We start from the raw sequence: 23,300 nt of genomic DNA on the forward strand, positions 1-23,300 counted from the left end.
GCGGCGGTGGGAAAATTTCACAAAATATTTGTGAAAACCATTGACATTCGCCCCCGTTTCGCCTATTGTATAGGCAGAGCCTTTTGGCATTTTCGTGCGCTTTGCACATTATAAGGAGGAACGATTATGTCGTTAGCATTTTCTCGCCGCTCTTTCCTGAAATACTCCGCTGTTGCAGCTGTGGCCGTTGCGGGTGCCAGCCTCTTTACCGGTTGTGAGTCCACGGGCGACAGCTACAATCTGGTTCGTGATGGTGCCGGCACTCTGACCATTCTGCAGATCCAGACCGATCTGGGCACTTATTCTGATAAGGACAAGAAGTTCGTTCTAGATGCTCCCAAGGTGGGCGCTACCAGCTTTGTCTTCCCCCTGAAGATCACCAATGGCCGCACCAATGCGTTGCCCGTCAATCCCGGCAACTTCAAAGTCACATTCACCAGTGCGGATGGTAAGACCGTGAAGAAGTACATCGGCACCGATCTGGTTGTTGATAACTCCCTGCGTGAGACCAACCTGAAGAAGGGTTCCTCCGTCTCCGGCAATGTCACCGTCTCCGATCTGCCTTCGCTGGCCAAGGGCGATGTCGTGCTTCTGACCTATACACCCGATCCCGTTTACGCAGAGTATTCTGTAAACTGGAAGTTCGTTACCGTGGAGTAATGTCCCCTTTTCACTGCATCCCAAGCCGTCCGGGAAAGCCGGGCGGCTTTTTTGCGCCGTTGCATTGGCAAAGTATCTCAATTTTTCTTTAAATTTTCAGCAATTCTGTATCTTGTGCACACCCGCATTTTCTGATACCATAGGTTCATGGAAAAGAATGGGAGCGCAGCGGCAGGGGCCGCCGCGCTGTTTGTGTTTCCGCTCAAAAAGGCCATGGGCCGTAGTTTGACAGAACAGGAGTGTTGCAGTTATGATCAACATGGTAAAGCTTCCCACCAACAAGAGCAATCTGTTCCTGCGTGTGGCAAAGGGCCATTTCGCAACCAGCCACAGCCACATCAATTACTATATCGATGTCACCACCCAGAAGTCCCGCCTTTCCGAGGCAAAGGCCGTGGCAAAAGAGCTGGTGGCTGCCTACCAGCACAACACCATCGTGGATACCGTTCTCTGCCTGGACGGCACGCAGGTCATCGGCACCTGCCTTGCCAACGAGCTGACCAAGGACGGCTTTGCCAACATGAATGCCCACCAGACCATCTATGTCATCACCCCGGAGTACACCACCGGTAGCCAGATCATCCTGCGCGACAATCTAGCCCCCATGGTCAAGGGCAAGCATGTGCTGATCCTGGCTGCTTCCATCACCACCGGCTACACCGTGCAGGCTGCGATCGAGGCGATCAACTACTACGGCGGCACTGTGGCGGGCCTGAGCGCCATCTTCGCCACCGCCACCGAGTGCCTGGGCATCCCGGTCACCTCTATTTTTGACCCCTCCAACCTGCCCGATTACGCCAGCTTCGATTCCCGCGAGTGCCCCATGTGCAAGGCGGGCCAGCATATCGATGCACTGGTCAATAGCTTCGGCTATTCGGCGCTGTAAGCCTCCTTGCCCGATCCGTTTCATCCACTTCCCGCAGACACAAAGACCCGGCTGTCATCGGCAGCCGGGTCTTTTCCTTATTCTGCTTTTTTCGGGAACACAAACGGGTCGTGCAGGTAGACCAGCACGAGGTACGCCGCCATGAAGCACCAGATGATGGGCTCACAGAGGATGACGGCGTTATAGGCAAACTTCGGGATGAAGAAGAGCACGAACACCACCTTGCCCACCAGCTCAATGACACTGGAGAAGAGGGGCAGGACCTTCTGCCCCAGGCTCTGCAGGGCGTAGCGGGTGGCCAGCAGAACACCCAGCACCGAGTAGAAGGGCGCGTTCCAGAGCAGATACCGTGCGCCGTTTTCCAGCACCACAGACTCGCTGGAGCCGGAGATGAGCCGCACCATCCACTCCGCGCCCAGCTGCATCAGAAAGATTGCCAGCACGGCCACCACCACGCTGTACAGGGCGATCTCCTTCATGCCCTTGCGGACACGTTCCGGCTGGTTTGCGCCGCAGTTCTGGGAAACAAACGTAGAGCATGCCGATGCCATGGCCATGACCGGCATGCTGGTAAAGGAGAACAGCTTCCGGGCGGCGGTGTGACCGGCAATGACCAGCGTGCCCAGCCCGTTGATGCCATACTGCAGCACCACCGAGCCAGCCGAGACGATGCTGCTCATCAGGCCCATGGAGATGCTCTGGCTGAACAGCTCCCAGTAAAGGTGGCTGCCCACCCTGAAATGCTGTTTTTCCGGAAGCAGGATCTTCACTCTGAGGAAGATGTACAGGATGCAGAGCACCACCGAAACGCCCTGCGAGATGACCGTTGCCACAGCCGCTCCCTGCACGCCCATGCCCATCCTTGCAATGAACAGGAGATCCAGCACCACATTCAGGCCCGAGGAGATGAGCAGGAACACCAGCGGCATCACGCTGTTGCCAATGGCGCGCAGCAGGCCCGCGCAGAGGTTATAGGCGAACATGACCAGCACGCCCAGATCGATGGTCAAAATGTAGCGGTACGCATCGTCCAGGATCTCCGCCGGGGTGTCCAGCATGAGGAGCAGCGGGTGCAGGCCCAGCACACCCGCCAGCGTAATGCAGAGGGAAGCCACCAGACCGATGACCAGTGAGCCTGCCACGGTCTTTTTGAGCAGATCGTGATCCTGCGCCCCGTAGGAGCGCGCTGCAACGATTGCAAGGCCGTTGCCGATACCAAGGCCAAAGCCAACCAGAAGCTCGTAGATCGAGCCGCAGGAGCCAATGGCGGCAAGGGCGGTATCGCCCAGCACATTGCCCACGATCATGGTGTCCACGGTGTTATAGAGCTGCTGGAACAGGTTGGAGATGAAGATAGGCAGCATGAACAACAGCAGGTTTTTGAAAATGGGCCCGTGCATCAGGTCCACATTCATGCTGAAGGGGGATTTTTTCGCAGTTTGGGTCATAAGGTTCCTCACAGTTTACGGAAAACAACCCTCCCCGGCATTGCGCAGCAAAAACGGAGAGGGTTGTGCTTTATTTTTCTTTTACAGCTCCTGGGTCTCAAAGCCGTGGCCGGTCAGCACCTCCACGCTGGTGAAACCAGCTGCCTTGATGGCGGCGGCAGCTTCCTCAAAACCGAAGGTCAGGCTGGAAACATCGTGGGAGTCGGAGGTGATGATGACCTTGCCGCCCATCTTGTTCCACTCCTCCAGCATCCATGCACTGGGGTAGAAGTCCTTGCGGTAGCCGCGGTAAACGCCGCCGGTGTTCACTTCCAGCAGGCAGTTGTGCTCTTTGGCTGCGCTCAGGGCTTTGAGGGCAGCGGCCCGGTAGCGGGGAGCCTCTTCATCAAAGAACTCACCCTCGCCGTTCAGCTTCTTGATGAGGTCGATGTGGGCCAGAATGTCCGGTCCCTTGGCGGCAACCTTCTCCACCTCTGCAAAGTAAGCCTCCACCGCGGCCAGCGGGTCACCGTCGAAATCATCAAAGATGCAGTCGTGCAGATCCTGCGGGCGGAAGTCGATCTCGTAGTACTTGCCGGTGTTCTTGCCGTACAGGTGATGGGCCGCACCGATCCAGTAATCGTAGTTCTCGGGCTTGTCCTCGCTCAGGCTGTCCCACTCGATGCCGCAGAGGATGTCCACCTTGCCCTTATACTCTGCCTTGAGCTTTGCAATGGTGGCCTTGTACTGGGCGGTGCGGCTGGGGCTCATGCAGTACTCACGGTCCCGCTGAGTATAGCTATGGCCGGAGAAGCCCAGGGTCGTCAGGCCCTGTGCACAGGCGGCACTGGCCATTTCCTGCAAGGTATTTTTGCCATCGCACATCGTCGAGTGGCAATGAACACTGGACTTCTTATAATCTGCCATAACTAAATCACTGCATCCTTTCCTGTTTGACCTTGTGGTCAATGACGTGTCGTTTTTCCAGCTCACGGGTGATCTCTTCCACCGTGATGCCTGCCTGCACCATCAGCACCAGCACATGGTAAGCCAGGTCGCTGATCTCATAGATGGTCTCGGCCTTGTCCTCTTTTTCTCCCGCAATGATGACCTCGGTGCACTCCTCACCCACCTTTTTCAGGATCTTCTCCTTGCCCTTCTCGAACAGGTAGGTGGTGTAGCTGCCTTCCTGGGGATGATCCCTGCGGCCCTGGATGAGTTCGTAAAGCCCCTGCCAGCTGAACTGCTTGAGCTCCGGCGAGACATACACTTCGTTGAAGAAGCAGCTCTCGGCACCGGTATGGCAGGCAGGGCCATCCTTGACCACCTCCACCACCAGTGCGTCCTTGTCGCAGTCTGCAGTGATGGACACCACATGCTGGACATTGCCGCTGGTATCACCCTTGCGCCAGATTTCCTGACGGCTCCGGCTCCAGAACACCGTACGCCCCTCGGCAATGGTCAGTGCCAGCGTCTCGGCGTTCATGTAGGCAAGGGTGAGCACCTCTTTGGTGTAGTGATCCTGCACGATGGCAGGAATGAGGCCCTTTTCATCAAATTTCAGTTCCATGGTCCATACTCCCTCCCCAAAGGGGATACTTACAGTTTATCCTAAAGTTGCCCGAAACGCAAGAGCTTACAGCCGCATTTCGACACCATTTTCATTCAGATAGGTTTTCAGATCGTGGATGGTCAGCAGTTTCTGGTGGAAAATGCCCGCCGCAAGGCCAGCGTCGATGCCCTTGTGGTGGAACAGCTCAAGGAAATCTTCCTTTTTGCCCGCGCCGCCGCTGGCGATGATGGGCACATTCACCCGGGCAGCGACCGCGTCCAGCATCTCGAGATCGAAGCCGGTGCGGACACCATCGGTGTCAATGCTGTTCAGGCAGATCTCCCCCGCGCCATGCGCCACGCACCAGCTGATCCACTCCAGCGCGTCCCGGCCGGTATCCTCGCGCCCACCCTTGGCGAACACCCGGAACTGGCCGTTCACCCGCTTCACGTCCGCCGAGAGTACCACGCACTGGTCGCCGTATTTCTGGGCCGCCGCCGGGATGAGGCCGGGGTCCCGCAGAGCGCCCGAGTTGACGCTGACCTTATCGGCGCCGCATTTCAGCACCCGGTCAAAATCCTCCAGCGTGTTGATGCCGCCGCCTACGGTCAGCGGGATGAAGATCTCGCTTGCCACCCGGGTCAGGATATCGGTGAACAGAGCACGGCCCTCAAAGCTGGCGGTGATATCGTAGAACACCAGCTCGTCGGCACCGGCAGCGTTGTACATCCGGGCCATCTCCACCGGGTCGGCCACATCCCGGATGCCCTCAAAGTTCGTGCCCTTGACCACCCGGCCATTCCGGACATCCAGACAGGGAATGATGCGTTTTGTGATCATTTTCGTTCCCCTCCGTTTAATTCTGCACTAGTTCTACACAACGTTTCAGATTCAGCGCGCCGGTATACAGGCTTTTGCCCAGGATCGCGGCAGCGGTGCCCATCTTTTTCAGCTCCAACAGCTCGGCTTCCGACGAGATGCCGCCGCTGGCCGTGAAGGCCACGCCCGGCACCTCTGCCGCCAGCTGGCGGTACAGCGCCAGATTCGTGCCCTGCATGGCACCATCACAGGCAATGTCGGTGTAGATGATGGCCGTGCATCCGGCATCTGCCAGCCGCCTGCAGAAGTCCACACCCTTTTCGGCGCTGACCTCCTTCCACCCGTGGATGGCAACAAATCCATCTTTGGCATCCACCCCCACGGCGATCCGTTCGCCGTAGCGTTTCAGCATCCGGGCCGTGAAATCAAAATCCGTCACAGCCACACTGCCCAGGATGCAGCGATCCACGCCAAGAGAAAGGTATTTTTCAATGCGCTCCTCCGTGCGGATGCCGCCGCCCACCTCAATGTACAAGCCCCCCTGCTCTGCCAGCGCGGCAATGGATCCGTAGTTGGAAAGGGTGCCGTCCTTTGCACCGTCCAGATCCACAACGTGGAGATACCTGGCCCCGGCCTCCACAAACTGCCGGGCCTGTGCGCAGGGGTCCTCCCCGTAAACGGTCATACGGTCATAATCTCCCTGCGTCAGGCGGACAACTTTGCCGCCCCGCAAGTCAATGGCTGGGAATAGATTCATAGTTTCTCCTTTAGCGGCCTTACCCTCTCCGTCTTTGCTTCGCAAAGCCGCCAGGCTTTGACTGAGAGGGCGAGCCAGTTTACAATTCTGCAAACGCTCTCAAAATGCGCAGCCCCGTCTCCCCGCTCTTTTCGGGGTGGAACTGGGTGCCGTACACCCTGCCCGCCCTGACCACGCCGGTCACGGGGATGGAGTAATCGCTGACAGCAAGTGTACTCTCGGTACAATTTTTGCCGTAGTAGCTGTGGACGTAATAGACATACTCGCCCTCACGGATGTATCGGAAAAGCGGGTCATCCCGTACGATGTGCAGGGCGTTCCAGCCGATCTGCGGTACCTTGAGGGATTTGTCTTTCAGGTCAGGCTCCAGCGGGCAGACCTCACCTTTGACAAAGCCCAGGCCCCCATGCTCACCGTACTCATAGCTTTTTTCAAAGAGCAGCTGCATTCCCAGGCAGATGCCCAGCAGGGGCTTTTGCGCCACCTGCTCCCGGATGACCGGCACCAGACCGGTGGCCGAGAGCTTGTCCATGGCATCGCCAAAGGCCCCCACCCCCGGCAGGACGAGCCGGTCGGCCTTGCGGATGGTCTGTGCATCGGCGGTCACAACGGCCTCCAGCCCCAGATGCGTCAGGCTGGAGCGCAGGCTGAACAGGTTGCCCACGCCGTAATCGATGATCGCGATCATACCAGCAGTCCTTTCGTGGAGGGGATCTCGTCCCGGTGGGCGGCATCAATGGCGACTGCCGCAGCCAGCGCGTGGCCTGCCCCCTTGAAGCAGGCTTCGAGAATGTGGTGGGTATTTTCCCCTGCAAATTGTACAAAGTGGAGCGTAGCGGGCACATTGCGGGCAAAGCCCAGCCAGAACTCCGAGGCGCATTCCACATCGAAATCGCCCACCTTTTCGGTCTTGCAGTGGACATCCCAGTTCAGGGTGCACCGGCCCGAAAGGTCTACCGCGCAGAGCACCAGCGCCTCATCCATGGGCAGGTAGAAGCTGCCATACCGCTGGATGCCCCGCATCTCGCCCAGCGCCCGGGCAAAGGCCTGCCCCAGTGCAATGCCGATATCCTCAGCCGTGTGGTGGTAATCCACCTCCACATCCCCGTGGCAGGTGAGCACCAGGTCAAACCGGCCATGGCGGGCAAACAGCTCCAGCATGTGGTTCAGGAACCCACAGCCGGTGTCCACCTCATAGCGGCCCGCACCGTCCAGATTCAGGGTCAGCTCGATCTGGGTCTCGTTGGTGTTGCGTTCCAGTGTCACTTCCCGCATGGGTCATTCCTCCATTATTTTGTCAAGGGTGTTCAGGAAGATCTGCATCTGCTCCGGCGTGCCGATCGTGATGCGCAGCCAGTTTTCAATGCGTGGGGCATCAAAGTGGCGCACCAGAACGCCCTTTTCCTTCAACTTCCGGTACAATTCGCCGCCGTTTTTCTCTTGGGTAGAGGCAAACAGGAAGTTGGAGCGGCTGTCCAGCACCGCAAAGCCCCGGGCTTCCAGCTGCTGTTTTGTCCATGTGCGGATGTCCACGATGGCGGCACGGGTCTTTTCAAAATAAACGGTATCTTCCAGCGCGGCCTGCCCTGCTTTCAAGGTCAGGCGGTTGATGTTATAGGGGTTCAGGCTGAACTTGACCCGGTTCAGGTCCGCGATGAGGCTGGCGCTGCCCATGGCAAGGCCCAGCCGCGCTCCTGCCAGCTGGCGGGATTTCGAGAAGGTCTGCACCACCAGCAGGTTGTCGTACCGGTCAATGAGCGGCACGCAGCTCTCGCCGCCAAAGTCCACATAGGCCTCATCCACAATGACCACATTGTCAGGGTTCGCTTTCAGGATGCCCTCGATGGCACTGCGGGGCAGGGCCAAGCCGGTGGGGGCGTTGGGGTTTGCGATGACGATGGTCTCGTTCAGGCCGTAGTAATCGGCGGGGTCAAGGGTGAAATTCTCCTTCAGCGGGATGATATGGCTTGGGATGTGCATCAGCCCGCACCAGACGCTGTAACAGCCATAGGTGATGTCGGCATAGGCCAAGGGGTGGGTCTCGTCGCAGAAGGCCCGCAGGGCAAAGAAAAGGTTCTCGTCACTGCCATTGCCGGGCATGATCTGATCCGGCTGCAGGCCAAAGTGCGCCGCCGCCGTTTTCAGCAGGTCGGTGCAGGCAGGGTCGGAGTAGAGACGGAGCTTTTCCACCTCATGCTCGCTCACCGCCGCCACCACCGCCGGGCTGGGCCGATAGGGGCTTTCATTGGTGTTCAGCTTGATGTATTGCTGGTCCTGCGGCTGCTCCCCTGGGGTGTAGGGGGTGACTGTTTCAAGTTTCGGAGAGAGATATTTACTCATAGCAATTTCCTCACTGTCAGCGTCCTCGCCCTCTCAGGCGCTTCGCGCCAGCTCCCCCAAAGGGGGAGCCTCTGGCGGTTTTCCGTAACCTTGCGGGAAATTGCCAAAGCCTCTCCCTTTGGGAGAGGTGGCATTGCAAAGCAATGACGGAGAGGGCGAGCCGCCTTTAGTCCTCTTCATATCTTATCGTCACACTCTTCGCATGGGCGTGCAGGCCCTCGCGCTCGGCAAAATCGGCAATGCGGGGTGCCACCTCGCCCAGCGCCTCGCGGGTGTAGTAGAGAAAGCTGGACTTCTTCACAAAGTCGTCCACACCCAGCGGGCTGGAGAAGCGGGCCGTGCCGCTGGTGGGCAGGGTGTGGTTGGGGCCTGCAAAGTAATCGCCCAGGGCCTCGGGCACATTGCGGCCCAGGAAGATGCTGCCCGCGTTTTTGATCTCGTTCAGCACGCCGAAGGGGTCCTCCACGCAGACCTCCAGATGCTCCGGCGCAATGATGTTGCAGGCCTCAATGGCCTTGTGCAGGTCGGTGCAGACGATGATCTTCCCGTTGTCGTCCACGCTGGCGCGGGCAATGGCGGCACGGGGCAGCTGGGGGATCTGCACCTCCAGCTCTGCCTGCACGGCCCTGGCCAGCGCCGGACTGTCAGTGACAAGAACAGGGCTGGCCAGCTTGTCGTGCTCGGCCTGGCTCAGCAGATCTGCCGCCACCCAGGCGGGGTTGCAGCCGCCGTCGGCCAGCACCAGGATCTCGCTGGGGCCGGCGATCATATCAATGCCCACCTTGCCGAACACTTTCCGCTTGGCGGTGGCAACGTAGATGTTGCCGGGGCCGACGATCTTGTCCACCGCCGGGATGCTCTGGGTGCCGTAGGCCAGCGCGGCCACGGCCTGTGCACCGCCGGTCTTGAAGATCTTGGTCACACCGGCGGTGGCGGCGGCGGCAAGGATGACCGGATTCACCCGACCGTCCTTTCCGGCGGGGGTGGTCATCACGATCTCTGACACGCCCGCGACCTTGGCCGGGATGACATCCATCAGCACGGTGGAGGGATAGGCCGCCGTGCCGCCGGGCACATATACGCCCGCCTTTTCAATGGGGGTATATTTCTGGCCCAGCACGATGCCGGGCTTCTCGTTGATCACAAAGTTCTTGTGCACCTGCTGGCGGTGGAAGCTCTCAATGTTGGCGGCAGCCTCCCGCAGGGTCTCAAGGAAATAGGGGTCCATATTGGCAAAGGCCTCATCGATCTCCGCCTGCGTCACCTGCAGGTCGTCGATCTTTGCCCCGTCAAATTTCAGCGCGTACTCCTTCAGCGCCTCATCGCCCCGGGCACGGACCTCGGCAATGATGCCGTCCACCACATCCTCCACGTTTTTTTCCGCGCGGATATCCCGGTTCAGGATCTCCTCGGGCCTGAGCTCATCAAAATTATACAGCTTGATCATTTTGTTTCCTCCTGCAAGGTCTTGCGCAGCGCTTCCAGCATGGCATCCATCTCGTTGTGCTTGAACTGGTAGCTGGCCTTATTGGCAATGAACCGGGCCGAGATGGGCATGAATTCGGTGACCACCCGCAGGCCGTTCTCCCGCAGGGTGGTGCCGGTCTCCACGATATCCACAATGACATCGGAAAGGCCCAGAATGGGAGCCAGCTCAATGGAGCCGTTCAGCTTGATGATATCGATATCCCGCCCGATGGACGCATAGTAGCTCTTTGCAATGTTGACGAATTTGGTCGCCACCCGCACCGGGCGGCTGGGATCATCCTTGTAATCCGCCGGGGCAGCCACGCACATCCGGCACCTGCCAAGGCCGGTATCCAGCAGCTCGTAGGCATCGGCAGAGGCTTCGGTGAGGATATCCTTGCCCACGATGCCCACATCTGCCGCGCCGTGCTCAACGTAGATAGCCACATCGCTGGGCTTTACAAGGAAGTAGCGGATGCCCGCTGCAGGGTTCTCCACCACCAGCTTTCGGGTGGCGTTGTAGTCCTCGGTGCAGCCGTAGCCGATGCGGGTCAGCAGGTCATACATCCTGTCGCCCAGACGGCCCTTGGGCAGGGCCACATTCAGCATGACCCGGCCCGCGCTGTTCCTCTGCACCGGCGGGGTGGGGGCGCTCAGGCGGTCGAGCTCGTCCAGATAGACCGCAAAGCCGATGGCCCCGGCCCCGGGGGTGAACTTCTGCATCAGCAGGTCGTAGCGGCCGCCCTTGAGCAGGGGCCGCGGCAGGCCCTGCAGGTAGCCCTGAAAGACCAGCCCGTTGTAGTATTCCATCTCACCGGCAAGGCTCAGGTCAAGGCGGACCGCCCCGCCGGAGGCCTCCAGCGTTTTGGCCAGTGCCCGCAGCTCGGCGGCGGCAGCGCGCATCCGGTCGTTGCGGCAGGCACTCTCTGCCTTTGCCAGCGTCTCCTCGCAGCTGCCGGAAAGCTCCAGCAGGCCGGTCAGGGCAGCGGCCCCGGCGGCATCCACCCCGGCGGCCTGCGCGGCGCGGCGCAGCTCGTGCGCATTCTTTTCCCGCAGCTTTTCCAGCAGGCCGGGGCGGGCATTTTCCGGCACGCCCAGTGCGTCGAACAGGCCGAACAGATAGCCCATGTGGCTGACTTCCAGCACCCACGCGGCCCCCAGCTGGGCCAGGCTCTGCGCCGCCAGCCGGACCGCCTGCTGCACCTGTGCCTCCCCCACCGCGCCCAGCATCTCAAGGCCCATCTGGGAGATCTCCTGGAAAGTGTGGCTCTCTGCTGAGGGACGGTAGACGTTCTCATGGTAGTAATACCGCAGGGTCTCGCCGGGGGCGGGCTGGGCCGTCTTGGCAATGGACAGGGTCACGTCCGGCTTGAGCGCCAGCAGACGGCCATCCAGGTCGGTGAAGGTGATGACCTGCTCTGAGGACAAAAAGCTCCGGTTCTCCTGATAAAGCCCGTACTCCTCAAAGCGGCCCATGTGATATTTGCGGCAGCCCGCCGCCTCATACAGCGCCCGCAGCGCAAAGGAGGCCCGCTCCTTGGGCTGCAAACTGTCCAGACTGAATTCCATCTCGATCTCCTCGTTCCCTCTCTGCGTATTTCCCACTTCTTTTGTTTATTTTACTTTATCAAGATAAAGTTGTAAAGTATGAAAGTGACAGCTTTTCAGCCCTATCTTACCGTTTTTCTGTGCGTTTGTACAGAAAGGCGAAATCATTTCACCCCAGCACCAAAACAGATGATGGAGAGCGAAAACCGGGGATAAAAAAAGGCCGGGCCAGTCTCCTGCATTGGAAACCGACCCGGCATCTTTCTTATTTTGCAAGCTTCAGATTCTGCGGCTCTTTGGGTGTGAACACAAGCTTCAGGTCCATTCCCATTCCGTCTGCCAGACGCTTCAGCAGCTTCAAAGATGGGTTGCGTGTTCCATTTTCCAGCTTGCTGATATCCGCCTGATTGATGCCGGTGCGTTCGGCCAGCTCCTTCTGGGTCAGGTTCTGAGAAATGCGTGCATCTGCCATCGCCCGGATGATGTCCATTTCCGGCTGGTTCTCTTCCCACTCCTTGCGGAACTCCTCATTTTTCAGCTGTTCATTCAAATACAGATCCAGTGTTTTCATCTGATTCACCCTCTCTTTCCAAAAAATCTTTCCGATACTGTTTTGCCCGTTCAATTTCACTCTTGGGTGTTTTCTGGGTCTTTTTGATAAAGCCGTTCGTCAGAATGATCCTTCCCCCATAATAGAAGAAATACATGACCCGCGAAATATCCGTTCCAACTTTTCCGCGGATCTCAAAAATCCCATCATCCAGATGCTTGCTGTATGGCTCCCTCAGACGGTTTCCCTGTTCCTGTAAAACCTTCAGGGTCATTACCAGCTTGCTCCGCATTTTGATATCCAGTTCATCCAAAAAATCTTCCGCAGGGCGCTGGCCATCTCTTGTTTCATAAAATTCCACCACGAACGGTCCCATTTCAAAATCCTCCCTACACTTTTCCCCTTTCAGTATATGGCAGATATGCCATATTGTCAAGTGCAAAAAGGCCGCCGCCCATTCGAAAACAGGCAGCGGCCATACAGCTCGATTCTTTCTTTTAGCCCAGCAGCGCCAGCACACCGGCCTTGGGGCGGGCACCCACAGCCTGATTCACAAGCTTGCCGTCGCGGAACACCAGCAGGGTGGGGATGCTCATCACGCCGAACTGAGAGGCCAGCTCGGGCTGTTCATCCACATTGACCTTGCCCACCTTGACATCGGTGCGCTCCTCGGCCACCTCGTCCACGATGGGGCTCAGCATCCGGCAGGGGCCGCACCAGGTGGCCCAGAAGTCCAGCAGAACAGGCTTTGTGCTGTGCAGCACCTCGGCTTCAAAATTTTCTTTGGTAATGGTAACAACAGCCATATCGGTTCCCTCCATTTTTTATCCGCACCCTCTGCGGGGGCGGTCAGTTCCCTCAAAAGAAGGAGTGATTCTTACTTATGGCTCTAGTATACCCCAAACGACAGGATTTTTCCAGAAACAATCTGTGAACAAAAAAGGCGGCGGCCCGCCCGCTTGGGGAGAGCCGCCGCCCTGTGTTGTTCTTTGGAGTTCTCCGGGCTGTCTGGTCAGAACGATCAGGCCGTGACCCAGGCGATTGCGGTAACGGGCCACCAGCCGGTCAGGTTCAGAGCGGTGTAAACGCCAACGATCGCATTGCCGATGGACTTACCCATGTAATCAGCAGCGGCATTGATGCCCTTTGCTGCCAGATCGGTGATATTCTCGCCGTTCTTCTTGTTGTTCTTGATCCAGGTACGGGTCTGATCCAGACCCCAGATCAGGTTTGCAACAGAAATGACTGCGCCAATCGTCCAACCCACAGCAAACGGAGCGGTAAAACCGTCGCCGCCGCTGGTATAGGTCATTTCTTCTTCGTTCATCACGTTGTAGTTCGCGGGCAGCATGAGCTTCTTTTCCATAATAATACTCCTTTACAAAAGCATTTATTGCACGGTGCATCGTACACCGCAAGTTACAGAAAACAGACCCGATATCCCACTATCCCGGCTTACAGGATCAGCAGAACAGCGCTCAGGGGAGCCAGAGCCACCACCATGGTGCTGGAAACGGCATCCCGGACAAAGTTGGCTGCGGACTTGGACATATCCTCACTGACAGCATCTGCGGCACGGCCCAGAACGGTGAAGAGGTTGCCCTCACGGTTGCTCTTCTTGTTCAGCCAGTCCTTGGAAGCGGAAATGCCCCAGATATAGCTGGCACCCAGCACCACAGCACCCACGACCGTAGCGGCAGTGGTTGCAAAGCCGCCAATATCGGAACCGCCCTGGGTATAGGTCATCTCTTCTTCGGAAAGCACTGCGTATTCAGCAGGCAGATTCATGTTCTTGTTCATAGGTCTCATACTCCTTTTTTGAGCAGCTTGAACCGATGGTGTTCTTTCCCAATTTACCATCTGGTTTCCAGCCTTATATTACTACATCACACAGTTTCATGCAATGGATTTTGTGAAAAACCATCAAAAATCGGAAAGTCGCATGAAAAAACAAACGAAAGTTTGGTGAAAAGCACTGCAATAATTTCCCACTCAGCCTGCCACGCCTGCACGGTAGAGATACGGGTCGGTGGTAAAGCTGGCATAACTGTACAGCACAAGGATCTGGTCGTAGTCGTTGGCCGCAATGAGCTGGTCCAGCCCATAGTTATAGTTGCGGAAATCCACCACGTCGATGGCCGCATAGTTGGCTGTCAGGTAGGGCACAAAGCTGTTGGCATAGCTATCCTTGATGACCAGGATCTTTCCCTCGCCGTCACCCTTCACCCGGCTCAGGCCGTTGTTGCCGTGCAGGAACATGGCGTACTTATCATACACCTCCAGCTTGTCCAGATCGTACAGGCCGGTGGTGGTGCCCTCGGTGGGCTGGCCCGGGCCGGTGACGTTCCAGATCGTCAGGCTGTTCTGCAGGTCGTACCAGGTAATGGTGTCGGGTTCTGCGTTCCAGGTGCGGGTCTTGGAGTAGTGAGTGCCGTAGAAATCCTCACAGGTCTCGGCCGTATGGGCATCCCGGTCAAAGGGGGTCAGGCCCAGCGTCTCACAGAACTGCTGGTAGGCGTAGTAGGCCCCCAGCGTCGTCCAGTGGTGGTCGGTGCGGTAGTAGAGGTATTCCCCTTTGTGCTCCGTCAGGGCGGGCAGGACATCAATAAACCGCCCGTAGGCCTCCCCCTGTGCGGCAACGCCTTCCAGAATGCCCTTCTCATCGATCTGAGGTGCCCCCGCCGGGACATTCTCAGGGTAGACCACCGAGGCCGACGGCACCAGCATGAGGTTCACCCTGCCCGGGTAGCGCTGGGCAAGGCTCTGGACGGCGGCAAGGTTCTTGGCCATCCCCTTTTCCTCATTTTTCAGGATGCTGTAATGCCGGGCGAACATCATGTGCTCCCGGCCCAGCAGGATGCCGCCGCTCTGGGTCTTTTGGAAGAGGGTGGTCTCCGCCGCGCTCTGCAGGCTGATCCACTGGTCGCGGCCAAACACCTGATCCTTGACGTATCGGGTGTAGCTGGTGAAGTAGTTGTTCAACCCGTCGGCGGAAACAGCGGTCAGTCTGGGCCGCTGGGTCAGGGTGGTGTTTTCCAGTTCACTGTATGCGCGGTCGGGCGTGGCCATATCCAGCACGAACAGCCCGATAAAGAACAGCCCGAAGGCCACCAGCACCGGATACTGGAACAGAGAGGGAGTTTTCTTTGTATGCTTGTCCATTCAGGTCCCCTCCTCAGAAGTTGAAATACAGGAACGGGCTGTTGGTGCTGCCCACCACATACGCCGTGGAGAGCACCAGCAGCACCAGCACCGCAGCCACACGGGTCACGGTGTGTTTGCGCAGGGCGTTCCAGAGCTTCTCAATGAGCGGGGTGCAGCACAGGATGCTGACCGCCAGCAGCACGCCGTAGTTGCGCAGGAAGTAGACCGGAGATGCACCGCCCGAGGGGAGGAAGAGCTTGCGGAACAGCAGCCCGAAGCCCACCCCGGCCTCGTTGCCCACAAACATGGCCCAGCCCACCACCACAAGGAACATGGTGTAGATGTGGGGCCAGATCCTGCCTTTTTCCAGATACTTGAGCAGGAACAGCTTTTCAAGGGCCAGCAAAACAAAGTAGTACAGGCCCCAGCAGATAAAGTTCCAGTCTGCACCGTGCCAGATGCCGGTGAGCAGCTCCACCACGAACAGGTTGAGGATCTGCCGCTTCAGGCCCTTGCGGTTGCCGCCCAGCGGGATATAGACATACTCGCGGAACCAGCCGGAAAGGGTCATGTGCCAGCGCCGCCAGAACTCGGTGATGGAACGGGAGATATAGGGGAAGTTGAAGTTCTGGGGGAAATCGAAGCCCAACATCTTGCCCATGCCGATGGCCATCAGGGAGTAACCGGAAAAATCAAAGTAGAGCTGGAGCGAATAGGCGATGACACCCAGCCAGACCAGCGGCGTGGACGCATTGGCAAGGCCCACAAAAGTGGTGGAAGGGCTGTCGGCAATGCCGATGATATCCGTCCAGAGCGCGCCGACAGCATCCGCCAGCAGGACCTTTTTTGCCAGACCGAAGGTGAACAGGGTCATGCCTTCCTCGATCTGCTGCAAGCTGTAACGATGCTTGTAAACGTGCAGCTGGGCCGAGACATCCCGATACTTGACGATGGGGCCCGCGATGAGCTGGGGGAACATGACAACATAAGCGCCGAAGTCGATGATGTTGTGCTCAGTCTTTACCTCCCGGCGGTAGACATCAATGGTGTAGGAAAGGGTCTGGAAGGTATAAAAGCTGATGCCCAGCGGCAGGACGCTGATGCCCTGAATGGCCGCAAATCCGGTGCCCAGCAGGCTGTTGATGCTGCGCAGGACAAAGTTTGCGTACTTGAAGTAGAACAGCATCCCCAGGCTGGCTGCAAGGGCGACCAGCAGCAGCACCTTGCGCACGCCGGGCTTTGCGTCAAACGCTTCCAACCCCAGGCCGCAGAGATAGTTGATGAGGATCAGGGCCAGCATGACCGGGAAGAACCGGACCTCACCCCAGCAGTAGAACACCAGGCTGCACACAAAGAGCACCGTATTCTTGAGCTTTGCGGGCGCAAGGTAATACAGCGCCAGCGTAATGGGAAGAAACCGGAACAGAAAGATGATGGTGCTGAAAACCAAGGCTTCGACCTCCTTTTAAAAAAAGAGCTGCTGCAAATGCCCTCTCACACTCGCTGCGCTCGTCAGCTCTCCCTTTGGGAGAGGCGGCAGTGCGGAGCATTGACGGAGAGGGCCTGCAGCAGCCCCATTCAGTTTTATTTTACTCTCCCAGTGCGCTGTCCACCGCGCTGTCCAGATCGGCAGTGCACTCGTTGGAAGCGATGACCATGACCACGGTGTTGTCCTTGAAGGCGATCACGGCGTTCTCCACATTTTCCTGGGCCTGTGCGAACTCAGCGTAGTTGCCGTAGAACGCCACCTGATCCTGCTGGTAAGCAGTCAGCTGGTTTGCAACCTCCTCAGCCTTGCCGTCAGCAGCTTCCACGACCAGCACCATACCGGCATCGCCGTTGTCGTTGCTCTTCACGCCCTTGTAGCTCACCACATCCTCAGCGGGCAGGTTGAAATCGTACTCAATGTTCATGGCAGCGATCTCAAACTGGTTGGAGATGGGGTTGGCATCCAGCAGGGTCTCGAACGGTGCGTTCAGGGCATCGGTGCTGTTGTCCTCGCCCAGCGAGATGCTGGAGGCCTGGCTCAGCACAGTGGAGGCAGGCTCAGAGGATGCGGCAGAAGAAGCGGTAGAACCGGAAGAAGAACCGCAGCCGGCCAGCAGAGCACAGCTCAGGGCCAGAGAAGCAGCGGTCAGAATGATTTTAGCACGAAGTTTCATGGATTATTCCCTCTTTTATCTGTTTTACACCGGTTCGCCCACGCGGAAGAGTTTCCGACAACGAACCATTGCTATCTTACCATATCAAAGCCCGAATTGCAAACGGCAGGCAGAAGATTTTACGGTTTCTTCACCAGTGCTTTGCCGCTCAGCCCGCGATCTGCTGCAGGGCGACGATATAGTCCTCAAAGCACAGGCCGCTGGCGTTGATCTTTGCGGCATTTTCCACGCCCACATAGCGCCAGTGCCAGGGCTCGTAGGTGATCTCGGTCTTCTCCTCGGCCCCCTTGGGGTAGCGCAGGATGAACCCATACTCCCCGGCGTGCTGGCAGAGCCAGCGGAAGGCAGCCGTGTTCTCAAAGCCCTCGTCCAGGCCGGTGTGCTCGGGGCTGTTCAGGTCTGCAGCCAGGCCGCAGTTGTGCTCAGAATAGCCCGGCGGGTTGACGATGGCAGCAGCCATTTCCTTCGCTTTTGCATCGTCATAGCCCTGCTGCTTATAATAGTTGGTCTTTTTCTCGTAGAGATTGGTCTGGTAGGACACGCTGCGGTAGCCGCTCTGCATCCAAACGGTCACGTTCTCCGCAGCAGCAGCCTTCTGCAGCTCCAGAAAGGCATTGCAGGCCACGGTCTGCAGGGTCTTGTTCACTGCGGTCTTGGAGCCGCACTCGGCGGTCTCAAAGGTGTAGTTTTCCGGCATCTTATTGGTGTGGTTCACAAGGATCATCAGCGGGTCGGCCAGCATGACCTTCGCCTCGGCGGCGGTCAGGCCCAGCAGGTTGTCCCGGCTCTCCACGCTCTCGGCGGCGGCTCCGCTCGCGGCACTGCTCTCCGCCTTGCTGCTCGGCGCAGCCGACGGCAGACTGCTGGCCGCACTATTGGCGGCGCTCCCGGCGGCATCTGCCGTGGGCACCGGGGCCTTGCGGTGGGAAAGCAGGAAGGACACACCGCCCACGGCCACGCAGACCACAAGGGTCAGCCCGGCGATGCGGCGGATGGCGCGGTTGCGTCGCCGCCGCCGGATCTCTGCCCGGGTCAGGCGGCGGCGGTGGATGGGTTGCTGCTGATTCATAAGAGACCTTCTTTCTCGGTTCGTTTTCTGTATATTATGTTTCTCCGGGGGCATCCTAAGCCCGAGGTGACAGCCATGAAGATGACAGCGGAAGAATACGCGCGGCGGGTGAAACAGGTCGGCCCCCGCTCCCCTCTGGGCTCCGACTGCCTGTGGGCCTTCTGCGTGGGCGGCGGCATCTGCCTGCTGGGCGAGGTGCTGCGCGGGTGGTATCTTGGCATGGGGCTGGAAACCCAGCTTGCCGGTACCCTGACCAGCTGCACCCTCATCGTGCTGTCGGCCCTGCTGACCACGCTGGGGCTCTACCAGAAGCTTGCCGCCAAAGCCGGGGCAGGCTCGCTGGTGCCCATCACGGGCTTTGCCAACGCCGTGGTTAGCGCCGCCATCGAGTTCAAGCCCGAGGGCAGGGTCTGCGGCACCGGAGCCAAGATGTTCACCATTGCAGGGCCGGTCATCGTGTACGGCACGCTGGCCGCTGTGGTCTACGGTGGGGTGCTCTGGCTGCTGGGCGGCTGACCACTCTGTCTACAATACGCCTGCCGGGATGCAAAAATTGCAGTTTTCCGGCAGAGCGGATGGAGCAGAATATCGCACGAGCGCTATTATAGCACAAATCCCAAAGAAAAACAGCCCTGAAAGGGGGATTTTTTCATGGCGACCCGCCGGGGTGACACCCTGATCTTTCCAAAACCGCCTGTCATCGCTGCACACGCCTGCATCGGCGGCAAAAAGGAGGGCGAAAGCCCGCTGGCGGCAGAGTTCGATGAGCTGCACAGTGACAACCGCCTCGGGCAGGCCAGCTGGGAGGCCGCTGAAACGCAGCTGCAATTGCAGGCGGCACGGCTCTGCCTGAAAAAAGCCCACGCCACCGAAAAGGATGTGAGCCTCCTGCTGGCCGGAGACCTGCAGGCCCAGTGCACGGCTTCGGGCTATGCGGCCCGGGCGCTGGGCCTGCCCTTTGCGGGGCTGTTCGGGGCCTGCAGCACCATGGCCGAGGCGCTGGGTGTTGGGGCCTGCCTGTGCAGCGCCGGAATGGCAGACGGCCTGCTGGCCATGACCTCCAGCCACTTCTGCACCGCCGAGCGGCAGTTCCGCACCCCGCTTTCCTACGGAGCCGTGCGCACCCCCACCGCCCAATGGACTGCCACGGCGGCAGGGGCCTGCCTGCTCCGCCCCGCCGGGCAGGGGGTCGGCATCCGGGCCGTGACCTTTGGCCGGGTGCAGGATCTGGGCATCCGGGACATCAACAACATGGGGGCCGCCATGGCTCCGGCTGCGGCGGCAACGCTCCTGCGCTACCTCACCGATACCAACACCCAGCCGCAGGAGTTCGATGCCATCTGCACCGGCGACCTGGGCCATGTGGGCAGTCAGCTGTTCCGGGAGCTGCTGGCCGCCGAGGGCCTGCTCCTCAAGAACCATGTGGACTGCGGTTCCCTCCTCTATGATGCCGAGGGCCAGTCGGTGCACAGCGGCGCTTCTGGGCCGGGGTGCTGTGCAGCAGTGCTCTGCGGGCATCTCCTGCCCCGGCTGGAGCGGCGGGGGCAGCGCCGGGTGCTCTTTCTGGCAACAGGCGCGCTGATGAGCCAGACCACCTTTTTGCAGAAGGAGAGCATCCCCGCCATCTCGCACCTGGTGGAGCTTGCTGCCCCGGAGGAACAGAACGGAGGAAACACATGAACTATTTCTGGGCATTCGTTACAGGCGGGGCCATCTGCGTGGTGGGCCAGCTCTTTCTCGACCTGACCGCCCTGACCCCCGCCCGCATCCTGACAGGCTATGTGGTGGCAGGCGTGGTGCTTTCGGCCCTTGGGTGGTATGCGCCGCTGGCCGAGTTTGCAGGCTGCGGTGCCACCGTTCCCCTGCTGGGCTTCGGGCATCTGCTTGCCAAAGGCGTGCGCACCGCCCTTGCCGAAGAGGGAGCCATCGGCATCCTGACCGGCGGGCTGACCGCCGCGGCTGCAGGCATCACCACCAGCCTTGTCTGCGGCGTGGTCTGTTCGCTGGTGGGCCGCAGCCACGACCAGAACTGAAGCAGAACTCTTCCTGGGACGATACTCTTTTTTCGTGTATCGTCCTTTTCTGCGCCCATTCGCGTCCTCTGCATGGTATACTTTTCCAGAAAAGGAGATGATAGTCATGTGCGAGACTCTTGCAACGATCTTATGGGAGGGCTGGACTGCCCTCGTGCTCTGCGCGGCGGCGGTGTTCCTGCCCGGCAGCGAGGCCCTTACATATCCCGCCGTGCTCTGGCCCGGGCTGGTGCTGGCGGCTGCTGTGCCTGCAGGCTGGGCGTTCTGGGCGCTGGCAGAGCAGCCCGCGCCCCTGCCCCCGGAACAGCTGCTGGAAAAACAAAAACCCCCGTATCGGGTTCCCGATACAGAGGTTTTGTTCGTCAGTCGATCACTTGATCTGTCGTAAATCAGGCGTTCTTGTTTGCACGCTTGGCCATACGGCTGATCTTGCGAGAAGCGGTGTTCTTCTTGATGACACCCTTAGCGCGAGCCTTGTCGATCGCGGAAACAGCAGCCAGGACAGTTGCGTCCTTGTCAGCGGCTTTAGCATCGATGGCAGCGTCTGCCTTCTTGACGACTGTTTTCAGGTTGGTCTTAATGGCCTTGTTGTGAGCCTGCTCTGCAGCAGCCTGCACGACGCGGTCCTTCTGAGATTTGATGTTAGGCATTCGTTCCACCTCCTTGGCTACCTATAACAGCGCACCTTATGATACCATATTTGCCGTACCAGCGCAAGCCTTTTTTGAATTTTTGTTTAGAATTTTTTCATTTTCCCATACTTCTGGTACCGTTTGGGCGGGAAAAGCGCCCAAATACGGAAATTCAGACGGATGGGGGATGCAAAATGCGGGAAACTGACCTTGCCGATGAACTGTTCGGTCAGCCGGGCAAAACTGCCCTGCCCGCCGGGGTGCGCGTGGCAACGGCCCGTCAGGGCGGCGTGACGATCACCCGGGTAGAGATCGCGCGGGAGGGGCTGGCGCGGCCGCGGGGCCGGTATGTGACGCTGGAGGTCCCCAGCGTGAGCCTGCTGGACGAGCGGGACAGCGCCGTGATCGAAGCCGCCGCCGCAGAGCTGCGGCCCCTGCTGCCGCCCGAAGGCCCGGTGCTGGTGCTGGGGGTGGGCAACCGCCGGGTCACGGCGGATGCTCTGGGTCCCCGCACGGTGCAGAAGGTGTTCGTGACCATGGGGCCGCGCACCGTACCGGTGCAGGGCATCCGGCCGGTGGCGGCTGTGGCTCCGGGGGTATCGGCGGCCACGGGCCTGAGTTTACAGCAGCTGGCCGGGGCGCTGGTGCGGGAGCTGCACCCCGCCGCCCTGCTCTGTGTGGACAGCCTTTGCTCTGCTGAGCCGGAGCGGCTGGGCCGAACGCTCCAGTTTTCAGACACCGGGCTCCACCCGGCCCAGCCCGACCACTCCCGGCATCTGGATGCCGCCCGGCTGGGTGTGCCTGTCCTTGCGGCGGGCATCCCCACCCTGATGCAGGCCGAGGAGGGCCGGGATCTGGTCGTCACGCCCCGGGATCTGGACGGAGTCATCGCCCACGGCGCGGCCCTGCTGGGGGCTGCCATCAACCGGGCCCTGCAGCCAAAGCTGAGTGTGGCGCAGCTGTGCTGGCTGGTGGGGTAACCCTCTCGGTCTCGCCTTCGCTCGCCTGCTCCCCTGATAGGGGCCAGTTTTATGCTGCTGCCGGCCTGCTGCTCCTACTGGGAGAGGCAGCAATCCGTTCGCATTGACGGAGCGGTTCTCTCATATCTATTTTGCAGAAGGGGGTGAGGTTCCATGCGCAGGCGGGAAATGGCAGGGTGCGGGCATCCCCTGCCTTTTGCAGCGGCGGCAGGCCTTGCACTGGGGCTGGCACTGTTTGCGCACCAGCTGCTCCTCACGCTGGCAGCAGTGGTCATCGGGCCGCTGCCAGCCGTGCAGACCGCCCTTTACCTGAGCCGGAAAGACCTCTCCGAGAATGCCTCACAGGCCGTGAGCGAATCTGCGCAGGAAACACAGGCAGAGCCCGCACAGGAGGCTCCCGCCCTGCCTGCCGGTGACATTGAAGCCTACCTTGTCCCGCTGGAAGGCGATGAGGCCCGCCCGGAGGGAGCCGGTGCCATCCTGGAAAAGAACTATCCGCAGGGCAGCGGGGAGAAATACATTCCCTGCGGCAGCGGCAGCATCAAGAACAACACCAACGTCTCCAACACAGATGTCGCCGCCGAGATCACCAGCCCGCTCCCCTTTGCGGTGGAGTGGAACAGCCCCGACCCGCAGATCCTCATCATGCACACCCATGCCACTGAGGACTACCGGCTCTCAGCAGGGCTGTGGTACCGCCCGGGGGACGGCTCCCGCACCACCGACCGGGACCTCAACATGTGCGCTGTGGGCCGGGTGATGGCGGACACCCTCAACGCCGCCGGGCTCAATACCCTGCACGATGAGACCCTGAACGATTACCCCAGCTACACCGGCAGCTACGCCAACAGCCGCGCGGTGGTGCAGCAATACTTATCGCAGTATCCCAGCATCAAGATCGTGCTGGATGTCCACCGGGATGCCATCGAGACTGAGAACGGCTCCCGCATGGCCCCGGTGTGCACCGTCAACGGGCGGCAGGCGGCGCAGGTGATGATCATCTGCGGGTGCGACAACGGCACCACGGTCAGCCTGCCCAACTACCGGCTCAACCTCCGCTTTGCCGCCGCCTGGGAAACCGCCATGGAGGGCCTGTACCCCGGCTTCACCCGCCCGGTCCTGTTCAGCTACCGGTTCTACAATCAGGATCTGACCCCCGGCAGCCTGCTCATAGAGATCGGCGGACACGGCAACAACCTGAACGAGGCCCTCTATGCCGGGCAGCTGGCGGCCAATGGGCTGATCCAGGCAATCAAAAATGCCGCTGGCTGACC

28 protein-coding genes are annotated in these 23,300 nt (G+C 59.6%); 8 read left to right on the forward strand and 20 right to left on the reverse strand.

The features are described 5' to 3' along the window. Positions 1-126: 126 nt before the first annotated feature. Positions 127-660 carry a twin-arginine translocation signal domain-containing protein gene (locus P0G09_RS08070; protein WP_117534257.1) on the forward strand — a complete coding sequence of 178 codons (534 nt, stop codon included), beginning with the start codon at positions 127-129 and terminating at the stop codon, positions 658-660. Positions 661-910: 250 nt separating this feature from the next. After that, positions 911-1,546, forward strand: coding sequence for a hypothetical protein (locus P0G09_RS08075; protein ID WP_005929631.1), 636 nt, complete (start codon positions 911-913; stop codon positions 1,544-1,546). 77 nt (positions 1,547-1,623) lie between these two features. Here P0G09_RS08075 and P0G09_RS08080 read toward each other — a convergent pair whose 3' ends face one another. From P0G09_RS08080 to P0G09_RS08170, 19 genes are all read right to left on the reverse strand, one after another. Further along, positions 1,624-2,994: an MATE family efflux transporter gene (locus tag P0G09_RS08080; protein WP_275252399.1), complete on the reverse strand. Its 1,371-nt coding sequence runs from the start codon at positions 2,992-2,994 to the stop codon at positions 1,624-1,626. Between the two features lie 81 nt (positions 2,995-3,075). Beyond that, positions 3,076-3,900, reverse strand: a complete 825-nt coding sequence (locus P0G09_RS08085) for a histidinol-phosphatase HisJ family protein (protein WP_097772820.1) — start codon at positions 3,898-3,900, stop codon at positions 3,076-3,078. Between the two features lie 7 nt (positions 3,901-3,907). Then, positions 3,908-4,543, reverse strand: coding sequence for a bifunctional phosphoribosyl-AMP cyclohydrolase/phosphoribosyl-ATP diphosphatase HisIE (gene hisIE, locus P0G09_RS08090; RefSeq protein WP_005929638.1), 636 nt, complete (start codon positions 4,541-4,543; stop codon positions 3,908-3,910). 66 nt (positions 4,544-4,609) lie between these two features. After that, positions 4,610-5,365, reverse strand: coding sequence for an imidazole glycerol phosphate synthase subunit HisF (hisF, locus tag P0G09_RS08095; protein ID WP_097772821.1), 756 nt, complete (start codon positions 5,363-5,365; stop codon positions 4,610-4,612). 16 nt (positions 5,366-5,381) lie between these two features. Beyond that, complete coding sequence (gene hisA, locus P0G09_RS08100; RefSeq protein WP_275252401.1) at positions 5,382-6,101, reverse strand: 1-(5-phosphoribosyl)-5-[(5-phosphoribosylamino)methylideneamino]imidazole-4-carboxamide isomerase; 720 nt, start codon at positions 6,099-6,101, stop codon at positions 5,382-5,384. 79 nt (positions 6,102-6,180) lie between these two features. Beyond that, on the reverse strand, positions 6,181-6,789 hold the full coding sequence (hisH, locus tag P0G09_RS08105) for an imidazole glycerol phosphate synthase subunit HisH (protein ID WP_275252402.1): 609 nt from the start codon (positions 6,787-6,789) through the stop codon (positions 6,181-6,183). Continuing rightward, complete coding sequence (hisB, locus tag P0G09_RS08110) at positions 6,786-7,376, reverse strand: imidazoleglycerol-phosphate dehydratase HisB (protein ID WP_005929650.1); 591 nt, start codon at positions 7,374-7,376, stop codon at positions 6,786-6,788. The genes hisH and hisB overlap by 4 nt, the downstream gene beginning before the upstream one ends. A 3-nt stretch (positions 7,377-7,379) precedes the next feature. Further along, the gene (hisC, locus tag P0G09_RS08115; RefSeq protein WP_275252403.1) at positions 7,380-8,441 is read right to left on the reverse strand and encodes a histidinol-phosphate transaminase; all 1,062 of its coding nucleotides are present in this window, start codon (positions 8,439-8,441) and stop codon (positions 7,380-7,382) included. Between the two features lie 166 nt (positions 8,442-8,607). Beyond that, a complete protein-coding gene (gene hisD, locus P0G09_RS08120) occupies positions 8,608-9,888 on the reverse strand; it encodes a histidinol dehydrogenase (protein ID WP_156068346.1) in 1,281 nt (426 codons plus the stop codon). After that, entirely contained in the window at positions 9,885-11,477 is a 1,593-nt protein-coding gene (gene hisG, locus P0G09_RS08125) for an ATP phosphoribosyltransferase (RefSeq protein WP_275252404.1), read from the reverse strand. The genes hisD and hisG overlap by 4 nt, the downstream gene beginning before the upstream one ends. A 244-nt stretch (positions 11,478-11,721) precedes the next feature. After that, positions 11,722-12,027 carry a helix-turn-helix transcriptional regulator gene (locus P0G09_RS08130; protein WP_035393348.1) on the reverse strand — a complete coding sequence of 102 codons (306 nt, stop codon included), beginning with the start codon at positions 12,025-12,027 and terminating at the stop codon, positions 11,722-11,724. Next, positions 11,999-12,382, reverse strand: coding sequence for a type II toxin-antitoxin system RelE/ParE family toxin (locus P0G09_RS08135; RefSeq protein ID WP_097770093.1), 384 nt, complete (start codon positions 12,380-12,382; stop codon positions 11,999-12,001). The genes P0G09_RS08130 and P0G09_RS08135 overlap by 29 nt, the downstream gene beginning before the upstream one ends. Positions 12,383-12,503: 121 nt before the next feature. Further along, a complete protein-coding gene (gene trxA / locus P0G09_RS08140) occupies positions 12,504-12,812 on the reverse strand; it encodes a thioredoxin (RefSeq protein ID WP_035393488.1) in 309 nt (102 codons plus the stop codon). Between the two features lie 215 nt (positions 12,813-13,027). Beyond that, positions 13,028-13,372: a hypothetical protein gene (locus tag P0G09_RS08145; protein ID WP_005929673.1), complete on the reverse strand. Its 345-nt coding sequence runs from the start codon at positions 13,370-13,372 to the stop codon at positions 13,028-13,030. Between the two features lie 89 nt (positions 13,373-13,461). Then, positions 13,462-13,806, reverse strand: a complete 345-nt coding sequence (locus tag P0G09_RS08150; protein WP_275252405.1) for a hypothetical protein — start codon at positions 13,804-13,806, stop codon at positions 13,462-13,464. A gap of 192 nt (positions 13,807-13,998) precedes the next feature. Beyond that, positions 13,999-15,168 (reverse strand): DHHW family protein, encoded by a 1,170-nt coding sequence (locus tag P0G09_RS08155; protein ID WP_275252406.1) that lies wholly within the window; start codon positions 15,166-15,168, stop codon positions 13,999-14,001. A 13-nt stretch (positions 15,169-15,181) separates the two neighbouring features. Beyond that, entirely contained in the window at positions 15,182-16,600 is a 1,419-nt protein-coding gene (locus P0G09_RS08160) for an MBOAT family O-acyltransferase (RefSeq protein ID WP_275252407.1), read from the reverse strand. A 139-nt stretch (positions 16,601-16,739) separates the two neighbouring features. Continuing rightward, positions 16,740-17,312, reverse strand: coding sequence for a DUF4358 domain-containing protein (locus tag P0G09_RS08165; protein ID WP_238078062.1), 573 nt, complete (start codon positions 17,310-17,312; stop codon positions 16,740-16,742). Between the two features lie 148 nt (positions 17,313-17,460). Next, the gene (locus tag P0G09_RS08170; RefSeq protein WP_275252408.1) at positions 17,461-18,381 is read right to left on the reverse strand and encodes a M15 family metallopeptidase; all 921 of its coding nucleotides are present in this window, start codon (positions 18,379-18,381) and stop codon (positions 17,461-17,463) included. A gap of 75 nt (positions 18,382-18,456) precedes the next feature. On the opposite strand from P0G09_RS08170, the gene P0G09_RS08175 reads away from it, so the two are divergent. From P0G09_RS08175 to P0G09_RS08190, 4 genes are all read left to right on the forward strand, one after another. Beyond that, on the forward strand, positions 18,457-18,897 hold the full coding sequence (locus tag P0G09_RS08175) for a SpoVA/SpoVAEb family sporulation membrane protein (RefSeq protein ID WP_275252409.1): 441 nt from the start codon (positions 18,457-18,459) through the stop codon (positions 18,895-18,897). Positions 18,898-19,032: 135 nt separating this feature from the next. Continuing rightward, a complete protein-coding gene (locus tag P0G09_RS08180) occupies positions 19,033-20,061 on the forward strand; it encodes a stage V sporulation protein AD (RefSeq protein WP_207684400.1) in 1,029 nt (342 codons plus the stop codon). Next, entirely contained in the window at positions 20,058-20,414 is a 357-nt protein-coding gene (locus tag P0G09_RS08185) for a SpoVA/SpoVAEb family sporulation membrane protein (RefSeq protein ID WP_005929703.1), read from the forward strand. The genes P0G09_RS08180 and P0G09_RS08185 overlap by 4 nt, the downstream gene beginning before the upstream one ends. A 106-nt stretch (positions 20,415-20,520) precedes the next feature. Next, a complete protein-coding gene (locus P0G09_RS08190; protein ID WP_275252410.1) occupies positions 20,521-20,802 on the forward strand; it encodes a peptidoglycan synthetase in 282 nt (93 codons plus the stop codon). A 1-nt stretch (position 20,803) separates the two neighbouring features. Here P0G09_RS08190 and rpsT read toward each other — a convergent pair whose 3' ends face one another. After that, positions 20,804-21,064 carry a 30S ribosomal protein S20 gene (gene rpsT, locus P0G09_RS08195; RefSeq protein WP_005929709.1) on the reverse strand — a complete coding sequence of 87 codons (261 nt, stop codon included), beginning with the start codon at positions 21,062-21,064 and terminating at the stop codon, positions 20,804-20,806. A 176-nt stretch (positions 21,065-21,240) separates the two neighbouring features. Between rpsT and gpr the strand changes: the two genes are divergently transcribed. Then, entirely contained in the window at positions 21,241-22,026 is a 786-nt protein-coding gene (gene gpr, locus P0G09_RS08200; RefSeq protein WP_275252411.1) for a GPR endopeptidase, read from the forward strand. Between the two features lie 153 nt (positions 22,027-22,179). Then, on the forward strand, positions 22,180-23,298 hold the full coding sequence (locus P0G09_RS08205; RefSeq protein ID WP_275252412.1) for a stage II sporulation protein P: 1,119 nt from the start codon (positions 22,180-22,182) through the stop codon (positions 23,296-23,298). The last annotated feature ends 2 nt before the right edge of the window (positions 23,299-23,300 follow it).

It is taken from the genome of Faecalibacterium sp. DFI.5.82, from assembly GCF_029076575.1.
GTDB classification, from domain to species: Bacteria; Bacillota; Clostridia; order Oscillospirales; family Ruminococcaceae; genus Faecalibacterium; species Faecalibacterium duncaniae.

What these genes read in the sequence shown, in the direction of transcription:
- P0G09_RS08070 (WP_117534257.1), top strand. Translation starts at nt 127, where the DNA reads ATGTCGTTAGCATTTTCTCGCCGCTCTTTCCTGAAATACTCCGCTGTT.
- P0G09_RS08075 (WP_005929631.1), top strand. Translation starts at nt 911, where the DNA reads ATGATCAACATGGTAAAGCTTCCCACCAACAAGAGCAATCTGTTCCTG.
- P0G09_RS08080 (WP_275252399.1), bottom strand. Translation starts at nt 2,994, where the DNA reads ATGACCCAAACTGCGAAAAAATCCCCCTTCAGCATGAATGTGGACCTG.
- P0G09_RS08085 (WP_097772820.1), bottom strand. Translation starts at nt 3,900, where the DNA reads ATGGCAGATTATAAGAAGTCCAGTGTTCATTGCCACTCGACGATGTGC.
- hisIE (WP_005929638.1), bottom strand. Translation starts at nt 4,543, where the DNA reads ATGGAACTGAAATTTGATGAAAAGGGCCTCATTCCTGCCATCGTGCAG.
- hisF (WP_097772821.1), bottom strand. Translation starts at nt 5,365, where the DNA reads ATGATCACAAAACGCATCATTCCCTGTCTGGATGTCCGGAATGGCCGG.
- hisA (WP_275252401.1), bottom strand. Translation starts at nt 6,101, where the DNA reads ATGAATCTATTCCCAGCCATTGACTTGCGGGGCGGCAAAGTTGTCCGC.
- hisH (WP_275252402.1), bottom strand. Translation starts at nt 6,789, where the DNA reads ATGATCGCGATCATCGATTACGGCGTGGGCAACCTGTTCAGCCTGCGC.
- hisB (WP_005929650.1), bottom strand. Translation starts at nt 7,376, where the DNA reads ATGCGGGAAGTGACACTGGAACGCAACACCAACGAGACCCAGATCGAG.
- hisC (WP_275252403.1), bottom strand. Translation starts at nt 8,441, where the DNA reads ATGAGTAAATATCTCTCTCCGAAACTTGAAACAGTCACCCCCTACACC.
- hisD (WP_156068346.1), bottom strand. Translation starts at nt 9,888, where the DNA reads ATGATCAAGCTGTATAATTTTGATGAGCTCAGGCCCGAGGAGATCCTG.
- hisG (WP_275252404.1), bottom strand. Translation starts at nt 11,477, where the DNA reads ATGGAATTCAGTCTGGACAGTTTGCAGCCCAAGGAGCGGGCCTCCTTT.
- P0G09_RS08130 (WP_035393348.1), bottom strand. Translation starts at nt 12,027, where the DNA reads ATGAAAACACTGGATCTGTATTTGAATGAACAGCTGAAAAATGAGGAG.
- P0G09_RS08135 (WP_097770093.1), bottom strand. Translation starts at nt 12,382, where the DNA reads ATGGGACCGTTCGTGGTGGAATTTTATGAAACAAGAGATGGCCAGCGC.
- trxA (WP_035393488.1), bottom strand. Translation starts at nt 12,812, where the DNA reads ATGGCTGTTGTTACCATTACCAAAGAAAATTTTGAAGCCGAGGTGCTG.
- P0G09_RS08145 (WP_005929673.1), bottom strand. Translation starts at nt 13,372, where the DNA reads ATGGAAAAGAAGCTCATGCTGCCCGCGAACTACAACGTGATGAACGAA.
- P0G09_RS08150 (WP_275252405.1), bottom strand. Translation starts at nt 13,806, where the DNA reads ATGAACAAGAACATGAATCTGCCTGCTGAATACGCAGTGCTTTCCGAA.
- P0G09_RS08155 (WP_275252406.1), bottom strand. Translation starts at nt 15,168, where the DNA reads ATGGACAAGCATACAAAGAAAACTCCCTCTCTGTTCCAGTATCCGGTG.
- P0G09_RS08165 (WP_238078062.1), bottom strand. Translation starts at nt 17,312, where the DNA reads ATGAAACTTCGTGCTAAAATCATTCTGACCGCTGCTTCTCTGGCCCTG.
- P0G09_RS08170 (WP_275252408.1), bottom strand. Translation starts at nt 18,381, where the DNA reads ATGAATCAGCAGCAACCCATCCACCGCCGCCGCCTGACCCGGGCAGAG.
- P0G09_RS08175 (WP_275252409.1), top strand. Translation starts at nt 18,457, where the DNA reads ATGAAGATGACAGCGGAAGAATACGCGCGGCGGGTGAAACAGGTCGGC.
- P0G09_RS08180 (WP_207684400.1), top strand. Translation starts at nt 19,033, where the DNA reads ATGGCGACCCGCCGGGGTGACACCCTGATCTTTCCAAAACCGCCTGTC.
- P0G09_RS08185 (WP_005929703.1), top strand. Translation starts at nt 20,058, where the DNA reads ATGAACTATTTCTGGGCATTCGTTACAGGCGGGGCCATCTGCGTGGTG.
- P0G09_RS08190 (WP_275252410.1), top strand. Translation starts at nt 20,521, where the DNA reads ATGTGCGAGACTCTTGCAACGATCTTATGGGAGGGCTGGACTGCCCTC.
- rpsT (WP_005929709.1), bottom strand. Translation starts at nt 21,064, where the DNA reads ATGCCTAACATCAAATCTCAGAAGGACCGCGTCGTGCAGGCTGCTGCA.
- gpr (WP_275252411.1), top strand. Translation starts at nt 21,241, where the DNA reads ATGCGGGAAACTGACCTTGCCGATGAACTGTTCGGTCAGCCGGGCAAA.
- P0G09_RS08205 (WP_275252412.1), top strand. Translation starts at nt 22,180, where the DNA reads ATGCGCAGGCGGGAAATGGCAGGGTGCGGGCATCCCCTGCCTTTTGCA.